General features: G+C 57.9%; 10 protein-coding genes. 7 read left to right on the top strand and 3 right to left on the bottom strand.

Annotated elements, in window-relative coordinates:
* Window positions 1-174: 174 nt before the first annotated feature.
* The 6 genes from ACX3YF_RS23580 to ACX3YF_RS23555 all read left to right on the top strand — a co-directional run bounded on the left by ACX3YF_RS23580 (window position 175) and on the right by ACX3YF_RS23555 (window position 11,097).
* On the top strand, window positions 175-735 hold the full coding sequence (locus tag ACX3YF_RS23580) for a hypothetical protein (protein ID WP_458974401.1): 561 nt from the start codon (window positions 175-177) through the stop codon (window positions 733-735).
* A 58-nt stretch (window positions 736-793) separates the two neighbouring features.
* Window positions 794-5,773, top strand: a complete 4,980-nt coding sequence (locus ACX3YF_RS23575; protein ID WP_458974400.1) for an RHS repeat-associated core domain-containing protein — start codon at window positions 794-796, stop codon at window positions 5,771-5,773.
* Between the two features lie 242 nt (window positions 5,774-6,015).
* Entirely contained in the window at window positions 6,016-6,567 is a 552-nt protein-coding gene (locus tag ACX3YF_RS23570) for a fimbrial protein (RefSeq protein ID WP_458974399.1), read from the top strand.
* A 75-nt stretch (window positions 6,568-6,642) separates the two neighbouring features.
* Complete coding sequence (locus tag ACX3YF_RS23565) at window positions 6,643-7,398, top strand: fimbrial biogenesis chaperone (RefSeq protein ID WP_458974398.1); 756 nt, start codon at window positions 6,643-6,645, stop codon at window positions 7,396-7,398.
* Window positions 7,399-7,416: 18 nt separating this feature from the next.
* Window positions 7,417-9,933, top strand: a complete 2,517-nt coding sequence (locus tag ACX3YF_RS23560) for a fimbria/pilus outer membrane usher protein (protein ID WP_458974397.1) — start codon at window positions 7,417-7,419, stop codon at window positions 9,931-9,933.
* A gap of 69 nt (window positions 9,934-10,002) precedes the next feature.
* The gene (locus tag ACX3YF_RS23555) at window positions 10,003-11,097 is read left to right on the top strand and encodes a fimbrial protein (protein ID WP_458974396.1); all 1,095 of its coding nucleotides are present in this window, start codon (window positions 10,003-10,005) and stop codon (window positions 11,095-11,097) included.
* Between the two features lie 46 nt (window positions 11,098-11,143).
* On the opposite strand, the gene ACX3YF_RS23550 is transcribed toward ACX3YF_RS23555, so the two are convergent.
* The 3 genes from ACX3YF_RS23550 to ACX3YF_RS23540 form a co-directional block, all read right to left on the bottom strand.
* Entirely contained in the window at window positions 11,144-12,523 is a 1,380-nt protein-coding gene (locus tag ACX3YF_RS23550; RefSeq protein ID WP_458974395.1) for a hypothetical protein, read from the bottom strand.
* Window positions 12,524-12,799: 276 nt separating this feature from the next.
* Window positions 12,800-14,950, bottom strand: a complete 2,151-nt coding sequence (locus ACX3YF_RS23545; protein WP_458974864.1) for an autotransporter outer membrane beta-barrel domain-containing protein — start codon at window positions 14,948-14,950, stop codon at window positions 12,800-12,802.
* 236 nt (window positions 14,951-15,186) lie between these two features.
* Window positions 15,187-17,187 (bottom strand): hypothetical protein, encoded by a 2,001-nt coding sequence (locus ACX3YF_RS23540; protein ID WP_458974394.1) that lies wholly within the window; start codon window positions 17,185-17,187, stop codon window positions 15,187-15,189.
* Between the two features lie 234 nt (window positions 17,188-17,421).
* On the opposite strand from ACX3YF_RS23540, the gene ACX3YF_RS23535 reads away from it, so the two are divergent.
* Window positions 17,422-17,568 (top strand): hypothetical protein, encoded by a 147-nt coding sequence (locus ACX3YF_RS23535; protein ID WP_189340462.1) that lies wholly within the window; start codon window positions 17,422-17,424, stop codon window positions 17,566-17,568.
* Window position 17,569: the final 1 nt, after the last annotated feature.

Here is a 17,569-nt window from a genome sequence, read left to right as displayed (position 1 = left end):
ACAAAATCGACATATGGCGCCGTAATAAACTTGAATAACGACCCACGTTTTACGCCTGATAAACAAACCTGGGTACTAGCAGAACTACTAGGTTGTCAAACTCACAGCCGCTGCTAAAGTCGGAAAGAAGTAGACCCTTCGCGTCTTCCACGAACTTGCTGGAGGTAATTGATAATGAAGCTTTACATGTCACTGTTCAGGCTGACCGCCTGTGCATGCCTTGCGCTTTACGGGGCAAACTCTGCTATCGCCGCATCGGTTGAAAGCAACTCGCAACCCAAGACAACGGCCAACTATGGCGATATTGTTTTTTTCAACGGAAAAGGGGAAAAAACATGCACCCTGTCTGTTCCGGAGACCAAAGCATACTTCGACTTCACTGAACCTGACCAAAGTTGCGCTAATGACTTGGTTGCGAGCTTCTCACTCGAAAACATCCCTTCGGCAACACTCATCCAGTTTTACGAAAACGAAAATTGTAGTGATACACAAACCAAGAATAACTTCTTTGTAAAACTCAAAACAGTCAAACAACCAACAGACTGGAATTCCCCTCCAAACCCGCCGACACCGACAATGAACTTCAATGACTTCAAAAAACGAAAGGCAGGTGATTTGATTCCCAACAGGTATATTCGAGTGGAAGCACAGCATGAAGGGGATGACTTTGCCAACGAAGATTGGGATGAGCGAATCAGCTGCGTTTATATCGAACGTTCCCAACCCGTTAATTAATCATCCTCTCAAATAATTTTATCTTTTTGTCTTTTCGTCAAATAACGAGGCGCCTTTAATGAGCACGTCCACCTCGATTCATTCCAACGCCTTCAACTTCATGGACTTCATTCAAAGCCAGGTCGATCCGCGCACGGGGCAATACACCTGTGTCATTTCCCTTCCCGAACTGAAAGCCAATAACCTGTGCGGCCCGGTCGTTCCGCTGCAACTGAGCTTCAACCCGCTCAATGCTGCCGACAGCGGCTTTGGCAAGGGCTGGAACTTGCAAATGTCGCAGTTCAACCCCACCAACGGCGTGCTGTCGTTGTATACCGGTGAAACGTTCAAGGTCATCCTCGGCGGGCCCAATGGCCCGGTGATTCCGGAACAGAAAATCGACTCCTTTCACTTCCATGACTTGGGCAACAAACGTTATCGCGTCGAACACAAGGCCGGGTTGGTGGAGATCCTCGAGGTCCGTCAGGGTGAGGTGGCACTGCCCGTGAAAATGCTCTCGCCCCAGGGGCACGGCGTCACACTCGATTATGTGGCCTTCGGCACCGAACCGCTGTTACGCAGCATCACCAACGATACCGACAACACCCACTTGCTCAGTCTGGAGCGCACCATCAACCTGCTGAAGATCACGCTGCACCCGGGCAGTGCTTTCGAAGCGCTGTTCCAGATGAGCATTCTCGGCGGTGAAAGCAACTCCCTGGTCCTGCCGACCGACGACAATGCCTCGTGGCGTTTTGGCTACGTTTCCCAGAGCGGCCTGACCTGCCTCAAAGAGGTCTATACCCCCATCGACGGTCATGAAACCGTCACCTATTCAAGCCGCGCTCATTATTTTCCAGGCCAGGCCGAGCGCACGCTGCCGCGTGTGGCGAGCCACAGGCGCGACCCCGGTTTTGGACAGCCCGCCATCGAAACCCGCTATGAGTACGATACTCGGGACTATAATTTCCTGGGCTACGGCAGCGGCCTGACGTGGACCGACGATGGCCTGGACAATCTTTACAAAGTGCGCTCGGCGTATGAGTACGAAACCCGGGAAATCCTCTGGGACGCCCTGGCGGGCAAGGCGGCCCGGGAAACCCGGCGGGTGTATAACCGCTTTCATCTGATGACGGAGGAACATACTACCCAGCACGCCAGCGATCCGGCGAAAAGCACCCTGCAGAGCACCGTAACCGAGTATCACATCAATCCGGACCTGGACTTCAAGGATCAGCCCCCCTACTGCCAACTGCCGAAGCAAGTCACCCAGACCTGGCGCCTCGCCAACATCACGCTGCCCCGCCACGAGGAAGTCGTCACCACCACCTTCGACGACTTCGGCAACCTGCTGACCCAGGTCAACGCCGACGGCGTGACCGAAACCAACGAGTGGTACAAGGCCGAGGGCGAACCAGGATGCCCGGCGGATCCGCAGGGGTTTGTGCGCACCCTCAAGAGCAAGACGGTGACCCCCGCCCGGTCCGCGTACGGTGAGGCGCCGACCCTGCAAACCCGCTACACCTATACGGCCGAACTCGGTCTCGCCGGTTCCGGGCCATGGCTGGTACTGCGCGATGAAACGCTGCAGCACCTGGTGGATGGACGCGTGGCGACGCAGCTACGGAACATTCGCCATGACTACCTCAACACACCTCAAAATCCGCTGACCCACGGCCTCATCAACAGGATAACGCAAACATTGCACGGTCTTGCCGAGACCCTGACCACAACGGTGTACCGCTACAGCATTAGCCGCAATGCCCGCACAGGGGCAATGGTCATGCGTACCGACAGTGAGCTGATCGGTTGCGATGACACACCGAGCGCGCCGATACGCAAAACCATCACCGAGGAGCATTCGTTGCTCAACGGTTTCAGACTGCTCACCCAGGATGACAGCGACGTAAAAGTCGCGTTCGAGTACGACCGCCTCGGTCGAGTGATCGAAGAGATCGTCGCGCCAGACTCCGATCACTACAAGGCCAGTTGTACCTATACCTATACACTGACCAATGGCAGGGTTGGTCAACAAGCGACGCAATGCGTCAAGGACGTCAAGGGCGTTGAAACCATCACCTACCTCGACGGCCACAATCGCGCGATCAAAGTCACGCGTCGGGACGCCGACGCCCTCGGCGGCGACGCACAGGCGTTTCGCGAAACTTACAGGGCGTCCTACAACAACCTTGGGCAATTGATCAGCGAGACCATCACCGACTGGGAAGGCGCCGTGGACAAGCCCTTGACCAGCCACCATCAATACGACGCTTGGGGCCAGGCGTACAAAATGATCGGCGCCGATGGCGTGGCGCAGGTCACCGAAGTCGATCCGACCACCCAAACCCTGCGCAGCTGGATTGAAAGTGCCGTGGCCCCGATCAAGGTCAGTGGTAAACGTCGCGCGTCGCTCAACCGATTTGGCAAGGAAGACAAAGTCGAGGCACTGGACGCACAGGACAAGGTCGTCAGCACGCAACAGTATCTGTATGACGGTTTGGGCAATTGCGTTGAGCAAATCGACGAAATGGGCGAGTCCACCCGCTTCGAGTTCGATCTGTTTGCCCGACTGCACACCACGACCCTGCCCGACTACACCAAAGTGCGCCGCCTTTACGCCGAGCACAGTGACAGTGAGCTGCCTATCGACCTGCAGGTACTCGTCAATGAAGATGCGGTCAGCGTAGGCACCCAGACCTTCGATGGCCTGGAACGCCGGACCACCTTGAAAGTCGGGCCGCGTCTGCAGTCATTCGAATACAAAGATGGCGAATCTCAGGTCAGCACGGCGATCACCGCCAGCGGCAAAAAGATCACCTACGAATACACGCCGGGCCTCGTGGGCACGCCGGTTGGCAGTATTGCCCCGGACGAGCAGTCGAGCTTCAACTACGACCCCCAGAGTGCGCAACTGACCTTGTCGCAAAACACTCAGGGCGAGTTGAGCTTCAATTACAACAACAGTGGCCAGTTGCTCAAGGAGTTGTGGAAGGACGAACGTACTGGCAAACATTGGGAAAGCCGTTACACCTACACCCTGACCGGGCGTCCACTGACCCGACTGGATGTCGACGGATTGACCTGCACCTATGCCTACGACGAAAAGGCTCGGCTCAAAAGCGTCACTCAAGGCGAGTTGGTCGCCACATTCGATTACGACGATCTGGGGCGAGTGTGCAAAACCACAACCAGTAACACCTACAGCAAACAAGCCATGACCACCACGCTGGCCTTTGACGACCAGGGCCGGGAAGTCTGCCGCACGATGGCGCTCGACGGTCACCCGGAGCAAACCATCACCCTGGCCTACCGCGATGACAGCAAACTGGAGGTGCGCCATTTGCAAGTGGATGGCGTGACCGAGCTGCACGAAACGTTCGGCTATGATCAGCGCGGGCGCATGGTCGCCTATAACTGTGAAGGCCCTGCCCGGCCTCGGGATCGCTATAACAACGCCATCCAGGAACAGTTATTCGACTTCGATGCGCTGGACAATGTGATTGGGGTCTACACACTGTTTGCCGACGGCACACGGGACGATGCCATCAGTTATTTCGCTGCGGACGACCCATGTCAATTGGTCGAAGTGACCCACAGCCACGCGCACTACCCGACCAGTTGCAAGCTCGACTACGACGACGACGGCAACCTGTTGCACGACGAAATCGGCCAGACCCTGCACTACGACGCCCAGGGCCGCTTGCTACGCGTCACCGATAGCAGTGGCAAAGACGTCAGCCAGTACCGCTACGACGCCCATAACCATTTGCTGGGCGTGACCCGGGGCGCACAAGCTGAAACGTTGCGGTTCTATCAGGACGATCGCCTGAGCCGCACCGAACAGGGCAACAGAAAGATTGATTACCTGTACCTCGACGACCAGCCTCTGGGCCAGCAAGAGCAAAGCGCCCCGGAGCAAGCCTTGTTGCTGATGACGGACGTCAAAAACAGTGTGCTGGCCGAAGGTGGTCGCGATGGGCTGCAAAAAGCGGTCTATGGCGCCTATGGCGAACGCAACCCGAACGATGACCTGAAATGCCTGCTGGGTTTCAACGGTGAAGTGCGTGACGAACTCAGCGGCTGGTACCTGCTGGGGCGGGGATATCGGGCTTACAATCCAACGCTGATGCGCTTTCATAGCCCGGATTCGTTGAGCCCGTTTGGTGCCGGCGGGATTAATCCCTATGTGTACTGCGCGGGGGACCCGATCAACTTTGTCGATCCGACTGGGCATGCCAAACGGGGGCGCGACGTGCAGGGTATTATCGGTGGGGTTCTGGCGGGCCTGGGTGTTGTTTTTTCCATCGCGATGGTATTTGTTGCGCCACCCGTTGGCGTGGCGGCCATTACGAAAACCGTCATTTTTACAGGCATCAGTTTTGGCGGCGGTGCCTATGCCATGTACGAAAGCGTCCTGTCCCAGAAAGCAACCAAACTGGTTGATCGTGAGAGGCACGGGACGAGCGCCTTGATCTCGGGGGGGATCGACGCGGCGCTTGGCGGCCTCTTCCTGGGTGCTGCAGCTAAAAAAGGCATCGCGAGGTGGTTCGGTCGAGCACGTGGGCGTCTACAGCAGCAGCGGGGTTCTGTAACCCGTTTGCCGGATGAACCTGGCAGTCCAAGCGGTGGAGTACAAGGGCCTGAAGGGCCAGTGGGGCCTCAAGGACCGGCAGGACCGGCAGGACCGCAGGGACCTCGCGGGGAACCTGGGCCTCAGGGACCTCGCGGGGAACCTGGGCCACGGGGAGCTGATGGAAGTCCAAGGCCACAGAGCGCTCCTCGTGCAGAACCGTCACGGCCAGCAACGGCTGTACCTACACCTGCACGCCCCGGTCCTTCACGTGCACCGAGGGAACTTCAGGCACCCTCACCGCCCAGCGCTGGTGGGCGTGGTTCTAGGTGGGACCTTGAGAGACTTTCCGATAGGCAGGCGAATCAAATAATTGAGTTCAATGGAGGAATTCGGCCTGCCAATGTGACCGATCCAGTAACCGCAAGAAACCAAAGATCAGTCGCAGCCATTAGAAAGAGAATCGGCAATCGGATACCAGTAAGATAAAACGTTTAACAAAAGGCTCCACCTCTTAAAGTGGGGCCTTTTTCATTTACAACATGATCACGACACATCTGCAAACACCGCCTGATGAATACTGAGAGTTCTCTCATATCCTTGCCCTGCCCTCTTACCTAAACTCCCGCCGCCGAGACAACTTTACCCTCCTCAACTCACGTCATCGTGAGCACTTCCGGCACTGTCTCGCGTAACAAGTGCCGAACTAACAACGCAAGGATTTTTCTTACATGAAAACCTCTTTTTTCGCACTTCCACTGGCACTTTCCCTGAGCCTGGCCGCCACTTCGGCGTTCGCCAACACCGGCACCATCAACTTCACCGGCAAAATCAGCAGCGCTTCCTGCCCGATTGAAATCGTCAACCCGGAAAGTGGCGCGGTGGGCAACCTGGTCAATCTGGGTTCGGTGGATACCGGTGCTTTCACCGGTGTCGGTTCGGAAGGCGGCGGTCGCGGCTTTCAAATGCGCATCACTCCGGGCAGCGGCTGCGTTCTCGATCCGGCCAAACTCAATGCAACCGTGACTTACACCTCGGTTCAAGGCGGCGGTGGTGATCATTACGGCATCAAGCCTGTCGCCGGTGCGGCGAAAGGCGTTGCGGTGGGCATCAAGGACAACACCAACACCCTGGTGAAAAACGGCACCAAGTCGGCCATTTACCCGCTCAGTGAAACTGATCCAACCCTGATGTATTTCACCGCTGTATACGTCGCCACTGCGGCGACCGTGACGGCCGGCCCTGCCGATGCCGATGTCAACTTCCGCGTTGATATCAACTGATACTTCTTTCCTTTGCATGAGCAACGGGCCACAGCGCCCGTTGCTTCCTGCCGTTTTCCGATTTAGGGTTTTTTCATGTCTGGCTTGACTAACCACTCTGCTCGTAACAGAACAGGGTTACTTGCTGCTTTTTTGCTGGGCGCTACGAGTCTTTGGTTACCCGAAAGTGATGCCGCCCTGACCGTCAGCAATACGCGTGTAGTGTTCGACAGTGACAAGCGCAATGTTTCACTGAGTGTCAACAACCCCAGTAACAAACCCTTCGCCGTGCAAACCTGGGTCAATACCGAGGCCGACGATCAGACCACTGCCGTTCCCTTTATCGCCTCTCCGCCGCTGTTTCGCTTGAATGCCGGCAAAGAGCAACAAGTTCAAATCAATGCGCTGCCCAATACGCTGCCGAAAGATCGCGAATCCCTTTTTTATTTCAATGTCCAGGAAATACCGCAGCGGGAAAGTGCGGACATCAATCAGCTGAATATCTCATTGCGCACGCGCATCAAGTTGTTCTATCGCCCTGTGGAAATTAAACGCAATGCCCTGGACGCTTTAAAGGACCTGAGTTGGTCGGTCAAAAAAGTCGACGGTCAAAGCCGCCTGGTGCTGAACAACCCCACCCCGTTTCATGTGTCTTTCGTGCGCATAGAACTGAATGCGAACGGCGAAACCGTTTCCCTTAAAGACACGCCCATGTCGTTGCCACTCCAATCCCGCAGTTATGAACTGGACGGTTTCCAGCCGCGCCCGGGAATGCAGGTGAGCTTCTCGGTGATCACCGATTACGGCGGATACACCGACCCGATGACGTTGCCGGTTCAATTTGATCTTTAACAGGTGCGGACTTTTGCCATGATTTTTTTTCCGTACCGACGCATAACGCCTGCCCGTCATCTGTTCCCCGCCTTCATTTTTGCCGGCGGCAGCCTTGCGATGCTGGAGACCCGGCCTGCCGTGGCCGAGGGCGATGTGGAGTTTCAGTCCAGCTTCATGCGTCAAACCGACAACCGTGCCAGCGATGCCGGCGCATTGGCCTTGAAAACACTTTCCAAGGGGCAGGAGCTGGCGCCGGGACGTTATCTGGTGAGCATCGATGTCAACCGCAACTTCTTTGACCGTCGCGAGATCGAGTTCGTCGCCAATGCCGAAGGCACTGGACTGACACCGTGCCTGTCGGCGCAGCTGATCGCGGAAATCGGCGTGAAGCTCGACGCCCTGGCCGACCCTGAAATGGCGCAGGGAACGTGCATCGATCTGCCACGCCTGGTGCCCGGCGCGTTGGCGCAGCTCGACGGAGGTCAACTGGCCCTGTCGATTTCCGTTCCGCAGATTGCCATGCGTCGCGATGTGTCCGGCCACGTCGACCCGGATCTATGGGATTACGGAATCAATTCGGCGTTCATCAACTACCAGGTGTCCGCGCAACAGGGCCGCAGCGCTCGCGCCGGCCAAAACAGCAGCCAGGACCTGTATTTCAACAGCGGCTTGAACCTGGGGGCATGGCGCCTGCGCAGCAATAACGTATTTCGCAGCGATGCCCAGGGCGAACGCGCATGGTCGCGCGCCTATACCTACCTGCAACGGGACATTCCCGGCACGCACTCGCAACTGACCGTCGGCGAAACCTACACCCCCGGGGATATATTCAGAAGCATTCCGATCAGCGGGGTCCAGGTGGCGTCCGACCTGGGCATGCTGCCCGATTCGCAGCAAAATTATGCTCCGGTGGTGCGGGGTGTGGCGCAGACCCGGGCCAGGCTCGAAATCCGTCAGAACGGTTATCCGATCTACTCCACCTACGTCAGTGCCGGGCCCTATGAAATCAACGACCTGACGACCGCCGGCGGTAGCGGCGAACTGGAAATCATCCTGACCGAAGCCGACGGCCAGGTGCGACGCTTCACCCAACCCTATTCGACACTCAATAACCTGCTGCGTGAAGGTATCTGGCGTTATAGCGCCAGCCTGGGCCGCTACAACGCACCGACCTATTCCGTGGACGATGCCCTGGTCTGGCAAGGAACGCTGGCCACTGGCGTTGGCTGGAATTCGACGCTCTACGGCGGCTTGATGAGCAATGACTTTTATCAGGCCGGCACCCTGGGCATCGGCAAAAACCTGGGTTCGTTCGGCGCGCTGTCATTGGATGCAACACGTTCCTCGGCCGACATAGACGCTCATGACAGCGGCCGTAACGTTCAGGGCATGAGTTATGCGGTCAAGTACGGCAAGACATTCGACACCAGAACCAACCTGCGCTTTGCCGGGTATCGCTACTCGACCGAAGGCTATCGAGACTTTGCCGAAGCCATACGCGAGCGCAGTGCCGACCGGGGTTACCACGGCAGTCGACGCAGCCTGCTGGAAGCCTCGGTGTTCCAGGATATCGGTGCCTACAGCTCGTTGAGCCTGACCCTGTCCCAGGAGGACTTCTGGCGCTCCGATTATCGGCAGCGACAATTCCAGTTCAATTTCAGTACCCGCCATAACGCTGTCAGCTACAACCTGTATGCCTCGCAATCGCTCAATGACCAGCACTCCAGTGACCGTCAGTTCGGCTTGAGCATTTCGCTGCCACTGGATTTCGGCCGCTCGACCAGCGCCACCTTTGACGTACGGTCGAACCGCGGCGTGTATAGCCAGCGGGCCACCCTGTCGGGCCTGACCGAGGGCGATCGCCTCAACTATCGGGCGTCGTTGGCCAACACCGAATATGACGATCAAACCGCCGAGCTGGCGTTGGGCTACCAGACCTCTGTTGCCAGCATCGGCGCCGGGTTTACCCAAGGCTCCGCGTACAACAATCTGTCGCTCAATGCCAGCGGCGCCTTGTTGCTTCATCCAGAGGGGTTGGCGCTCGGTCCGTACCTGGGAGAAACCAGCGGTCTGGCCCATGTCCCGCAGATCCCGGGCGTCGGTCTGGTCAACGCTTCCAGCGTCAAGACCAACGACCAGGGATACGCCTTGATTCCCTATCTGCAGCCCTATCGGATGAACCGGGTCATCCTCGACACCGACCAACTCGATCCCAATGTGGAGATCGACAATGGCATCGCCCAGGTGGTGCCTCGTCGAGGTGCCGTGGTGAAGGTGGCATTTCCTGCCCGAGCCGTACAAAGGCTGGTGTTGACCGCCCGTGACAGCCTTGGCGCTCCCCTGCCCTTTGGTGCGCAGGTCAGCAATGGCGATGGCGAAGTCCTCGGCATTGTCGGCCAGGCTGGCCAGGTGCTGCTGAGCACCGTCGATGGTGTGCAAACCCTGAATGTGCAATGGGGCAACGCGGTCACCGAGCAATGCCTGCTGCAGGTCGATGTTCAGGCGATGCCCATGGAGCAGGGTTATCGGGTTCAGGACCTGACTTGCCGCTGATGTAACCCCTTGCCCTTCAACACCCGGCGCGCGAGTGAGCGTGCCGGGTGCTTTTACCAGGAACACAGCATGTCGAAAAAAATACTCTCCGGCGTTCTGCTCACGCTCGCCACCTGTGGACTCTTGCCTTTGAATTCTGCTTACGCCAACGGCTGCTACTGGGCTAACGGCAATGCCGGTCCGATCAACTACGTCGCCAACCTGGGTGTGCAATACATTCCTCGAGACGCCCGGATCGGCGACCCGATCGGTCCGACCGAGCAGCCGTTTCTTGTCAGTGGCGGCGGTTTATCCGTCCATTGCGCGACGGACGGTGCGCGACTGACATTCAATGCCATGGCGACGGCCCCGCCGGCACCCGGCCCTGCGCCAAGATTGAATGGCCTTCCGGCGAGCGGCACGGTGCTTGCCACCAATATCGATGGCGTTGGCGCACTGATCAAGCTGGGCAGTCCGTACGACGGAATCACCAATGGATTCTGGAAGCTCAACGCGGCTGACAGTACGGTGCCCTTCGACGGTTACATCGACTTCAGTACGCCGTTCGTGCTTCAGCACTCAGTGTTGCGCGGCACCGTCACACTCATCAAAACCGGACCGATCGGGCGAGGCATGCACCCGCTGGACTCCGGCAATGAAATGTTCAAGGCCTCCTTTACCGACGTGCCCAATGCGTTCAGCCTGGCCTTGAGCGGCTCGGTCACCCAGGCCGAATGCACATTGTCCACCAACCCGGTAAGCGCCGACCCGGTCAAGCTCGGCGAGTGGCCAGACACCGAGTTCACGGGCGAAGGTCATACCACCCTGGCGGTTCCTTTCAGCATTGCGTTGAACTCCTGTATTTCCGACCCGCTGCCCGGCGGTTTCGTGGCCAATGCTCATATTCGACTGGACCCGGTGGCAGGCTCCACCACGCTGGATGCCGGCAAAGGTTTGTTCAGTCTGGGCAGTGGTGCCAGCGCTCGGGGTGTCGGCATTCAGATACTGGGACGCGATGCCATTACCCCCGTGGCCCTGGAGAGCGATGTGGTTCAAGGCGTCATTCCGGCCAGCGGCGGCATGCTCCTGGAGTTCAACGCCCGTTATTATCAGACCGGCCCCACCGCGGACGTCTCGGCGGGTTCGGCGGATGCATCCCTGGCCTTTACCGTTACCTATAAGTAAGCCTCACCCCCCGACAGGTCGACCTGCCGGGGGGTGTGCCCCTTGATCACGCAATCACTTTGATCAGCATCGCCTTGAAGGAACGGTAGCTATGCCCCTGGTCAAAACTGACGCTGGCGTACAACGTAAATGTACTGTTGAGCGCCAGCGCTGCAACGTAGTCCTTGGGCAAGGCCGTGGTGAACTTGCCGCCCCCCGAAATCGGGGTTGGCTGAGCAGATAGAAAGTCGGTGCGAACCGATGCCGTCGTGGCCCACACATTAATCAACTGGGCATTGGTGTGGTACGCCCACTCTTCGATCTGGATATTCGCGCCCGATTGGGCAACGGTGGTCTTGGAGAGCGTCGCCGGGGAGCCGATCTGCGCCTTGTCGCATTCGACCGAACCGAAGGTCGTCGACGATATTTCATCGATGCTCAGGGTGAAGGTCGCCGAAACGCTGGTATCGGCCCGATAACGTATCTCGACCTTGCGCCCATCGCCCTCCACAGGAATGTTTGCCGCAACGACGGCAGCCGCAATGGCGAACTCCAGGCCTCCGGCGACAGTCGGCCTGACGCCGACCACGGAACCGGCCCCACTCTCGCCACCCAAGCCGATGAAATCCACGGCGACCTCTTCTCCCGGGTCGATTTCGTCCCTGGGCACCACCACGGTGACACCGTTTGTGCCTCTGAATGGGTTCAACACGCCGGTGCCAGCGGGCGTACTCGACGCTTCCTTGACGGTCGGAAATTTGCGAGGGGTGGGGGGACGGATATTGACGATCAGCTCGACCGGGCTGGATAAGACATCGTTGCCGTTGCCCGCCCTGTCGCGCACCCGATAGGTCGCAAAAAAATTGCCATTGGCACGGCGAAGCAGGTCACCGGCAAAGGCCACCTGCACAGGCTTGCCCAGGTCAGTCTGAGTCAGTGTTTTTGTATAAACGACTTGCTGCCCGCCCGGTGAAGTTTCCAAATAGATGCTGACCTCATCCCCTGCTTTCATTACGTTGTAGCCGGGCAGCGTTGCCAACACCTGATCGTTGTTGGCCGGGTCGGCTAGGTAACTGGCAGTGATGGCGTTGGGCGGCAGGATTGCAGACGGGAAAATCAACTTGCTGTCGGCAGCGAGTATCGGAGGGGTTTTGTCGATGGTGATCGTGACTGCTACCGACGGGTTTGGCGTTGAACCGTTCCACGGCAGCAGCCGGTAATACAAAGTATGAATCCCTTCCTCCAGTCGTGCAGCCGGTACTTCCAGCCACAGATCAGGAGGGGGATCGGGATAGTGACTGTTGTCGTAGCTTTTTTCCGCGACCGGATTGGCTTCATCGTTATCCCAGATCAACTGAACCACATCGAAACGCCCGGACACGGGCACCGGATCGCTCCACCAACCATATTCGATTCGCAAAGGACGCAGCCAGCCGTCCTTGGGCAACAGGTTTTCTTCACCCCCCGGAACGGCGGGCAGGACCCCGATTACATGGGGGGGAGGAAGAGCGGTTTCAGGCTGGCTGGAAGGTTCGCGATGCTTGGGCATGGTGGTTCCCTCATTCAGTAACGCGCCGAAATGAAGACCGTGATGGGTGATTCCGGCGGGCTTTCTACAATTGCAGTGTCATGTCTTTACCTGATACACACGCCACAAAAGGCAAGCGTTTATGTCAAAAAATCGGGGGAGAGACTCACTCCCCCGTATCAGCTGTTGGTGGGATCACCACTTATAACGAGCGCCGAAGTTGAAGCCCCATGGCTGTTCGATTTTCTCGCCGTTGCTGTAATCGACATCCGCGTGCAGTGACACCTTGTCGGTCAGGGTCATCGCGACCCCGGCCCCCAACTCGCCACGGGAGCCGGACAAGTCGTTGTTGAATACGTTGTCATTGACGGCGACTTCATTGTTCTTGGCGAACTCATGCACGTAGGCAGCACGCACATAAGGCTGTACGACCTTGCCCTCACCCAGGTTGAAATCGCGCCCGGCCGTGGCGCCGAGTTTGCCCAGCAACGAGCGGGCTCGATCACCGTCTGCCGCCAGGCCGTTGTCCAGGTCATAACTTTGCCCCTGGATCACCACGCCCGACCATTGCGTGTACGGTTCGACAAAGTAGTCATTGGGCAGTTTGATGTGCCGGCCAAACTCCACAGACGCACCGACACCGTTGTTGTTGTAACTGCCCTTGGTTTTGCTGCCATCGCTCAGATGGACGTCGGCCTCGTTCTCGAAGCGGTTGAATTTCAACACACCATCAAAGTAGTAACCGCTCGGCTTATCCAGCCAGGTGCTGTAGGCGCCGACGTAATAACTGTCGACCGTACCGCTGGAGCCTCGGCTCAGGTTCAGGTCAGACTTGCTGTAACCGCCCAGCAAACCCACCAGCCACTGGCCGTCTCCCACCGGCAGTGGCGCATCGGCACCGAACGACAGGCCCTGTTGGGTTTGCTGGTAGTCCACGCCGGCACCGGTGCTGATATCAAACTTGTTGCCGTAGGCGCGAATCCAGCCACCGGCCTTGCCGTCGTCCATGCGCAACTCACCCATGCGGCTGCGCAGGGTGGTGAGTTCGCCGTACCAGACGGTCGGCGCCGAGTTGAACAACGCCAGTACCGACTGAGTGCCAGGGCTGATCACCCGTGACGCGGTGTTCAAAAACCAATCGTTGTTGCCCTGCTGAATCAGGTCATAGGAGTACGCGCCCAGGTCTACCTGGCCGCCGAGCAACGAGAACTTCGCGTCGCCGTCAGCGATATGGATGACCGGCAGCGACGCTGCCGCCACCGGTTCGAAACCGCTGGCATCGATCCGGACGTCGTGATTACCCGTGGCGGTACCGGTGACGGTCAGGGTGTCGACCTGACCGAAGTTGGTGTGCATGAAGAACGTACCGCCCTCGCCCGACAGATTGCCCACCGTCAACTTGAAGAATTCGCCGGGGTTGCCGAACTGCACGCCACCGCCATTGAGGGCCAGGTTGGCGACGTTGCCGTCACCGACCATCACCCACCGGGCATCGCTGTTGACGGTCAGTTGGCTGACATTGTCGAGGCGGCCGGTCAGGGTCGACTGATTTTGCAACGTGATATTGGCCGTGGCGCCGGAGCCCGCAACCACGTCACCCACCAGGTGGCTGTTATCGACGATCATGTTCGCCGTCGATGAGCCGTCAACTTCCAGGATTTTGCCGTTGCCACCCACCAGGGTGGAGCCGTTGTTCACCTCGATCGTGGCCAGGATGGGGGCCAGGCCAAAGTCGTTGATGAGTATCGCCGAGCCGGATTGCCCCTGCACCAGGGAATTGTCCAACACCAGCTTGCTGAGTTCGCCGGCGTTACTGCCGGGCACAAACCGCACGCCTTGAGCGCCGCCGCGGATCGTGCTGGCCGTTGCCGAGACGGTGCCACTGGACAGTTGAAGCCCCGATCCCACTGCACTGCTGCCCGTGACCACAGCGCGAGTCAGGGTCAGATTACCAAGACTGCCCACCTCAATGCCGGTCGTGCCCCCCGTGATCACACTGTCTGTCACCGTGGCCGTGGAGCCCACGGGCGTGGAAGCCAGGGAGCCCAGTGACAGGCCTACCCTGGCTCCGGTGACGGTACTGCGGTTGATCGTTGCCTGGCTGTTGACCAGTTCGACACCAATGGTGCTGACGGCCGAAGTCACCGTCGAACCGTTGAGGGTCAAGGAGGAATTCGATTCAGCCCGGATGTCGTTGGTCGAAGCACCGGTGGCGGTCAGGCTCGCCTGGTTTCGCAGCAGGTATTGATCGGCGGCAACACTGCCGTCTATATCCCGCGGCTGCCCATCAACAACGGTTCTTGCAAACGCATGCGTGCTGGTCAGTAACAAGGGCACAAGCGTCATCCACTTCAGCGTGGCCGACAGAGGCTGTAAGGCAAAGTTTCGTTGATCGTTCATCTGGCACCGCAGGAAGTCGTTGAACTTGAGTTCATCAGGGCAGATGGTTTTGCCCTACGAACGGGGCGGAAAATCTACTCAGACCGACGGGATGAGTCTGTAGGACTTATCCTGCATTTAAGTCAATTCAACGACGGGCAACGGAAAGACGCCTTCCTCCTGTTGCCCGTCGCTGAATGATTTCAAGGTCTAGGGATCTGGCAGTGGTCGTTACCCGGGCCGCCGTCAGCTTCAAATACGGCAATGTAGACGCTGGCCGGATCTGACGACACGGGCGTGCCGCGAACCTCGATGCTGTACTTCACAATGCCTGTACCACCCTGAATGGGGGGCCTATAGGTGGGCTTCAAACATTTCAAATAGGGGACAAACCAATTGATGCCGTTCGCTTCCTGCTCGTCAGACACGGTCACCGTTTCCTCGTAGTCGGTGCCGGTAATGAGTGTAATGCCGTCAAATTCGTAGGACTGCCACTCCAGTTCGACTTCTACGCCTGCTTTCAGATAGGTTGATTTGGGGATATGCACAAAGATCCCATATTCCGTACTTCCCGCAGCCTTGAACCGCAGGCTGTTGCAGTTGACTAAACCACCCGGAAAATCAGCCGCAGGAAACTCCGGCTCAGGCAGATCGACGATCTCGACCATCACGTCGATGGTGGTAGGAAGGGACTCTTGCGGGTTCGCGAAGTCGGCATGGGTCACGGTGTAATGCAGCGGCAAGTCTTTCATGACCGGAGTGAGTTTGATCTCGTCCCACAGAATGACAAATGGGATGACCTCGCCTGGCGCCTCGGTTCCGTCTACGACGTAAGGGGGTGAAGAAACGGGCACGCGATTGTAATAAAGCGTCAAGGTGTCGCCGACAAGCGCGCCGTCTAACAGCTTGATAAACGCTTCTGCATTCTCGTTGATATCACCCTCAACCAATTCGGAATCGCTGTCGCTGGAACTCTTGAACACGATCAGATTCAGATCCGGGTTAATCGGACCAGGGTCCACGCCCGGGTCGCCCGGCCCGGGGCGAGCAAAGTCCGTATCGACGTCAATGGCGCCAGGCGAATCGAAGGGGTAGTCGCCTCTCAATATCTTGTAATCCACCTTGACGGGTTGCACATGGGTGGCTGAATTGAAGTCGTACTCGCCGGCCATATGAGCCCAGGGCACAGAGATCATCAGATCAAACGGCAGGTGCGCACCGACAGAAGTCCGGGCGAGTTCCGTGTTCCCCCAACTCACCACAACGCCGTCGTCGGGGTTCCACCCTGTATACATCGGGATATGAACCTTGGTTGGAAAAGCCGCATCGGCCCGATCAATCACGCCATCAGCGGCCAGAGGCACCGCGCAGGGCTGCAAGCCACTGGGCAGCGTGCCCAGCGCAACGTTCACCGTCGCCGGTAACGACATTTCGCCACGGTTGCCGGCCTTGTCTTGCAAGAAGGCCACGGCGTATTGGGTTTTCGAGCCATATCGCCGCACAAAATCAGCCGGCACCAACACTTTGCGGTCGGGAGGCAGGGGGGTAAAAAGCACGACGAACTGGGTAATATCCTCGGTGGGCAAAGGCACTCTATCCAGCCAGGCGACGATAACCTGAACATCGGTCCTTTTAGCCTCGATAAAATCGGGAATCACGCAAAAGACCCCGTTATCGCGTGCCAGAACGGCATCGGTGATCACGGTTTTTTCGACGATATCGATCACCGCATGCTCGGGATCTGCCCACAGCGGCCCGGTCCTGTCGATGGTCAGCGGAGCCGCTGGAGATGCCCTTACAGAATTGTCATGCCAGTTCTTTACGAGGTAGCGAAACGAAATCTCACCCTCATAGTCTCTGAAAATATGGAGAGGGATCTCCTCTTCCAGCGGAAATTCGTCGTCAGGCAGATCGCCTGGCCAGGGAATATCTTTCGGAGCGCCGATACGTACCCATTCGGGTGAACTAGAAAGCAGACACTCCAGGGTCAACACATTGAAAACTCCTGAAAAAGGAGGCCGGTCATCCCACACCGGAATTTCAACTTTCAACGCTGCGCCAAGCTTGTCCTTGTGAATCAAACCGTCGGGATCCCCGGGCATGGCATCCACGATTTTAGGGACCTCCAAATCGGCGACAAAAAATTGCTTCCGATAATTGGCCCGCACCTGTTCGGCCGTCAGTCTTTTAAATGAACTTGCCATGTTTAACTCTCCACATCCGTTTCAGTTCAGCCATGAACAGGTTCATGGCTGGCAAAACTTTCTGGCAGGTCCAACATATGGCTCAACGACTGCGACGCCCCCTGTCTTTCTGCCCGGTCCCAAGACCTGGGCAAATTAAGCGCCGTTTTTTTTTAACGCGATACTGTCAAAGTTGACAGGTACCCGCGTTTTTTGCCGTCGTGTGCGCCGACATACAAGCCGCGCCGCGCACTGTTGAGTGTCCACCCCGAGGCCACGACCGAAACCCTGATGGGGTATCTGGACGAGGCCCTGGCGTTGGTCGACGTGATGGTTCAGCCGTTGGTGGATCATGGGGAGGGAGGTCGCGCCATGCGCTGCCGGGCATTCCCGACAGCGTGAC

This window comes from Pseudomonas fluorescens group sp. PF-69, assembly GCF_054481235.1.
This window is presented reverse-complemented; position numbering and strand designations above follow the sequence as displayed.

Coding starts and splice junctions, on each gene's coding strand:
- ACX3YF_RS23545 (WP_458974864.1), bottom strand. CDS start 14,950: ATGACGCTTGTGCCCTTGTTACTGACCAGCACGCATGCGTTTGCAAGA.
- ACX3YF_RS23560 (WP_458974397.1), top strand. CDS start 7,417: ATGATTTTTTTTCCGTACCGACGCATAACGCCTGCCCGTCATCTGTTC.
- ACX3YF_RS23565 (WP_458974398.1), top strand. CDS start 6,643: ATGTCTGGCTTGACTAACCACTCTGCTCGTAACAGAACAGGGTTACTT.
- ACX3YF_RS23575 (WP_458974400.1), top strand. CDS start 794: ATGAGCACGTCCACCTCGATTCATTCCAACGCCTTCAACTTCATGGAC.
- ACX3YF_RS23570 (WP_458974399.1), top strand. CDS start 6,016: ATGAAAACCTCTTTTTTCGCACTTCCACTGGCACTTTCCCTGAGCCTG.
- ACX3YF_RS23555 (WP_458974396.1), top strand. CDS start 10,003: ATGTCGAAAAAAATACTCTCCGGCGTTCTGCTCACGCTCGCCACCTGT.
- ACX3YF_RS23580 (WP_458974401.1), top strand. CDS start 175: ATGAAGCTTTACATGTCACTGTTCAGGCTGACCGCCTGTGCATGCCTT.
- ACX3YF_RS23540 (WP_458974394.1), bottom strand. CDS start 17,187: ATGGCAAGTTCATTTAAAAGACTGACGGCCGAACAGGTGCGGGCCAAT.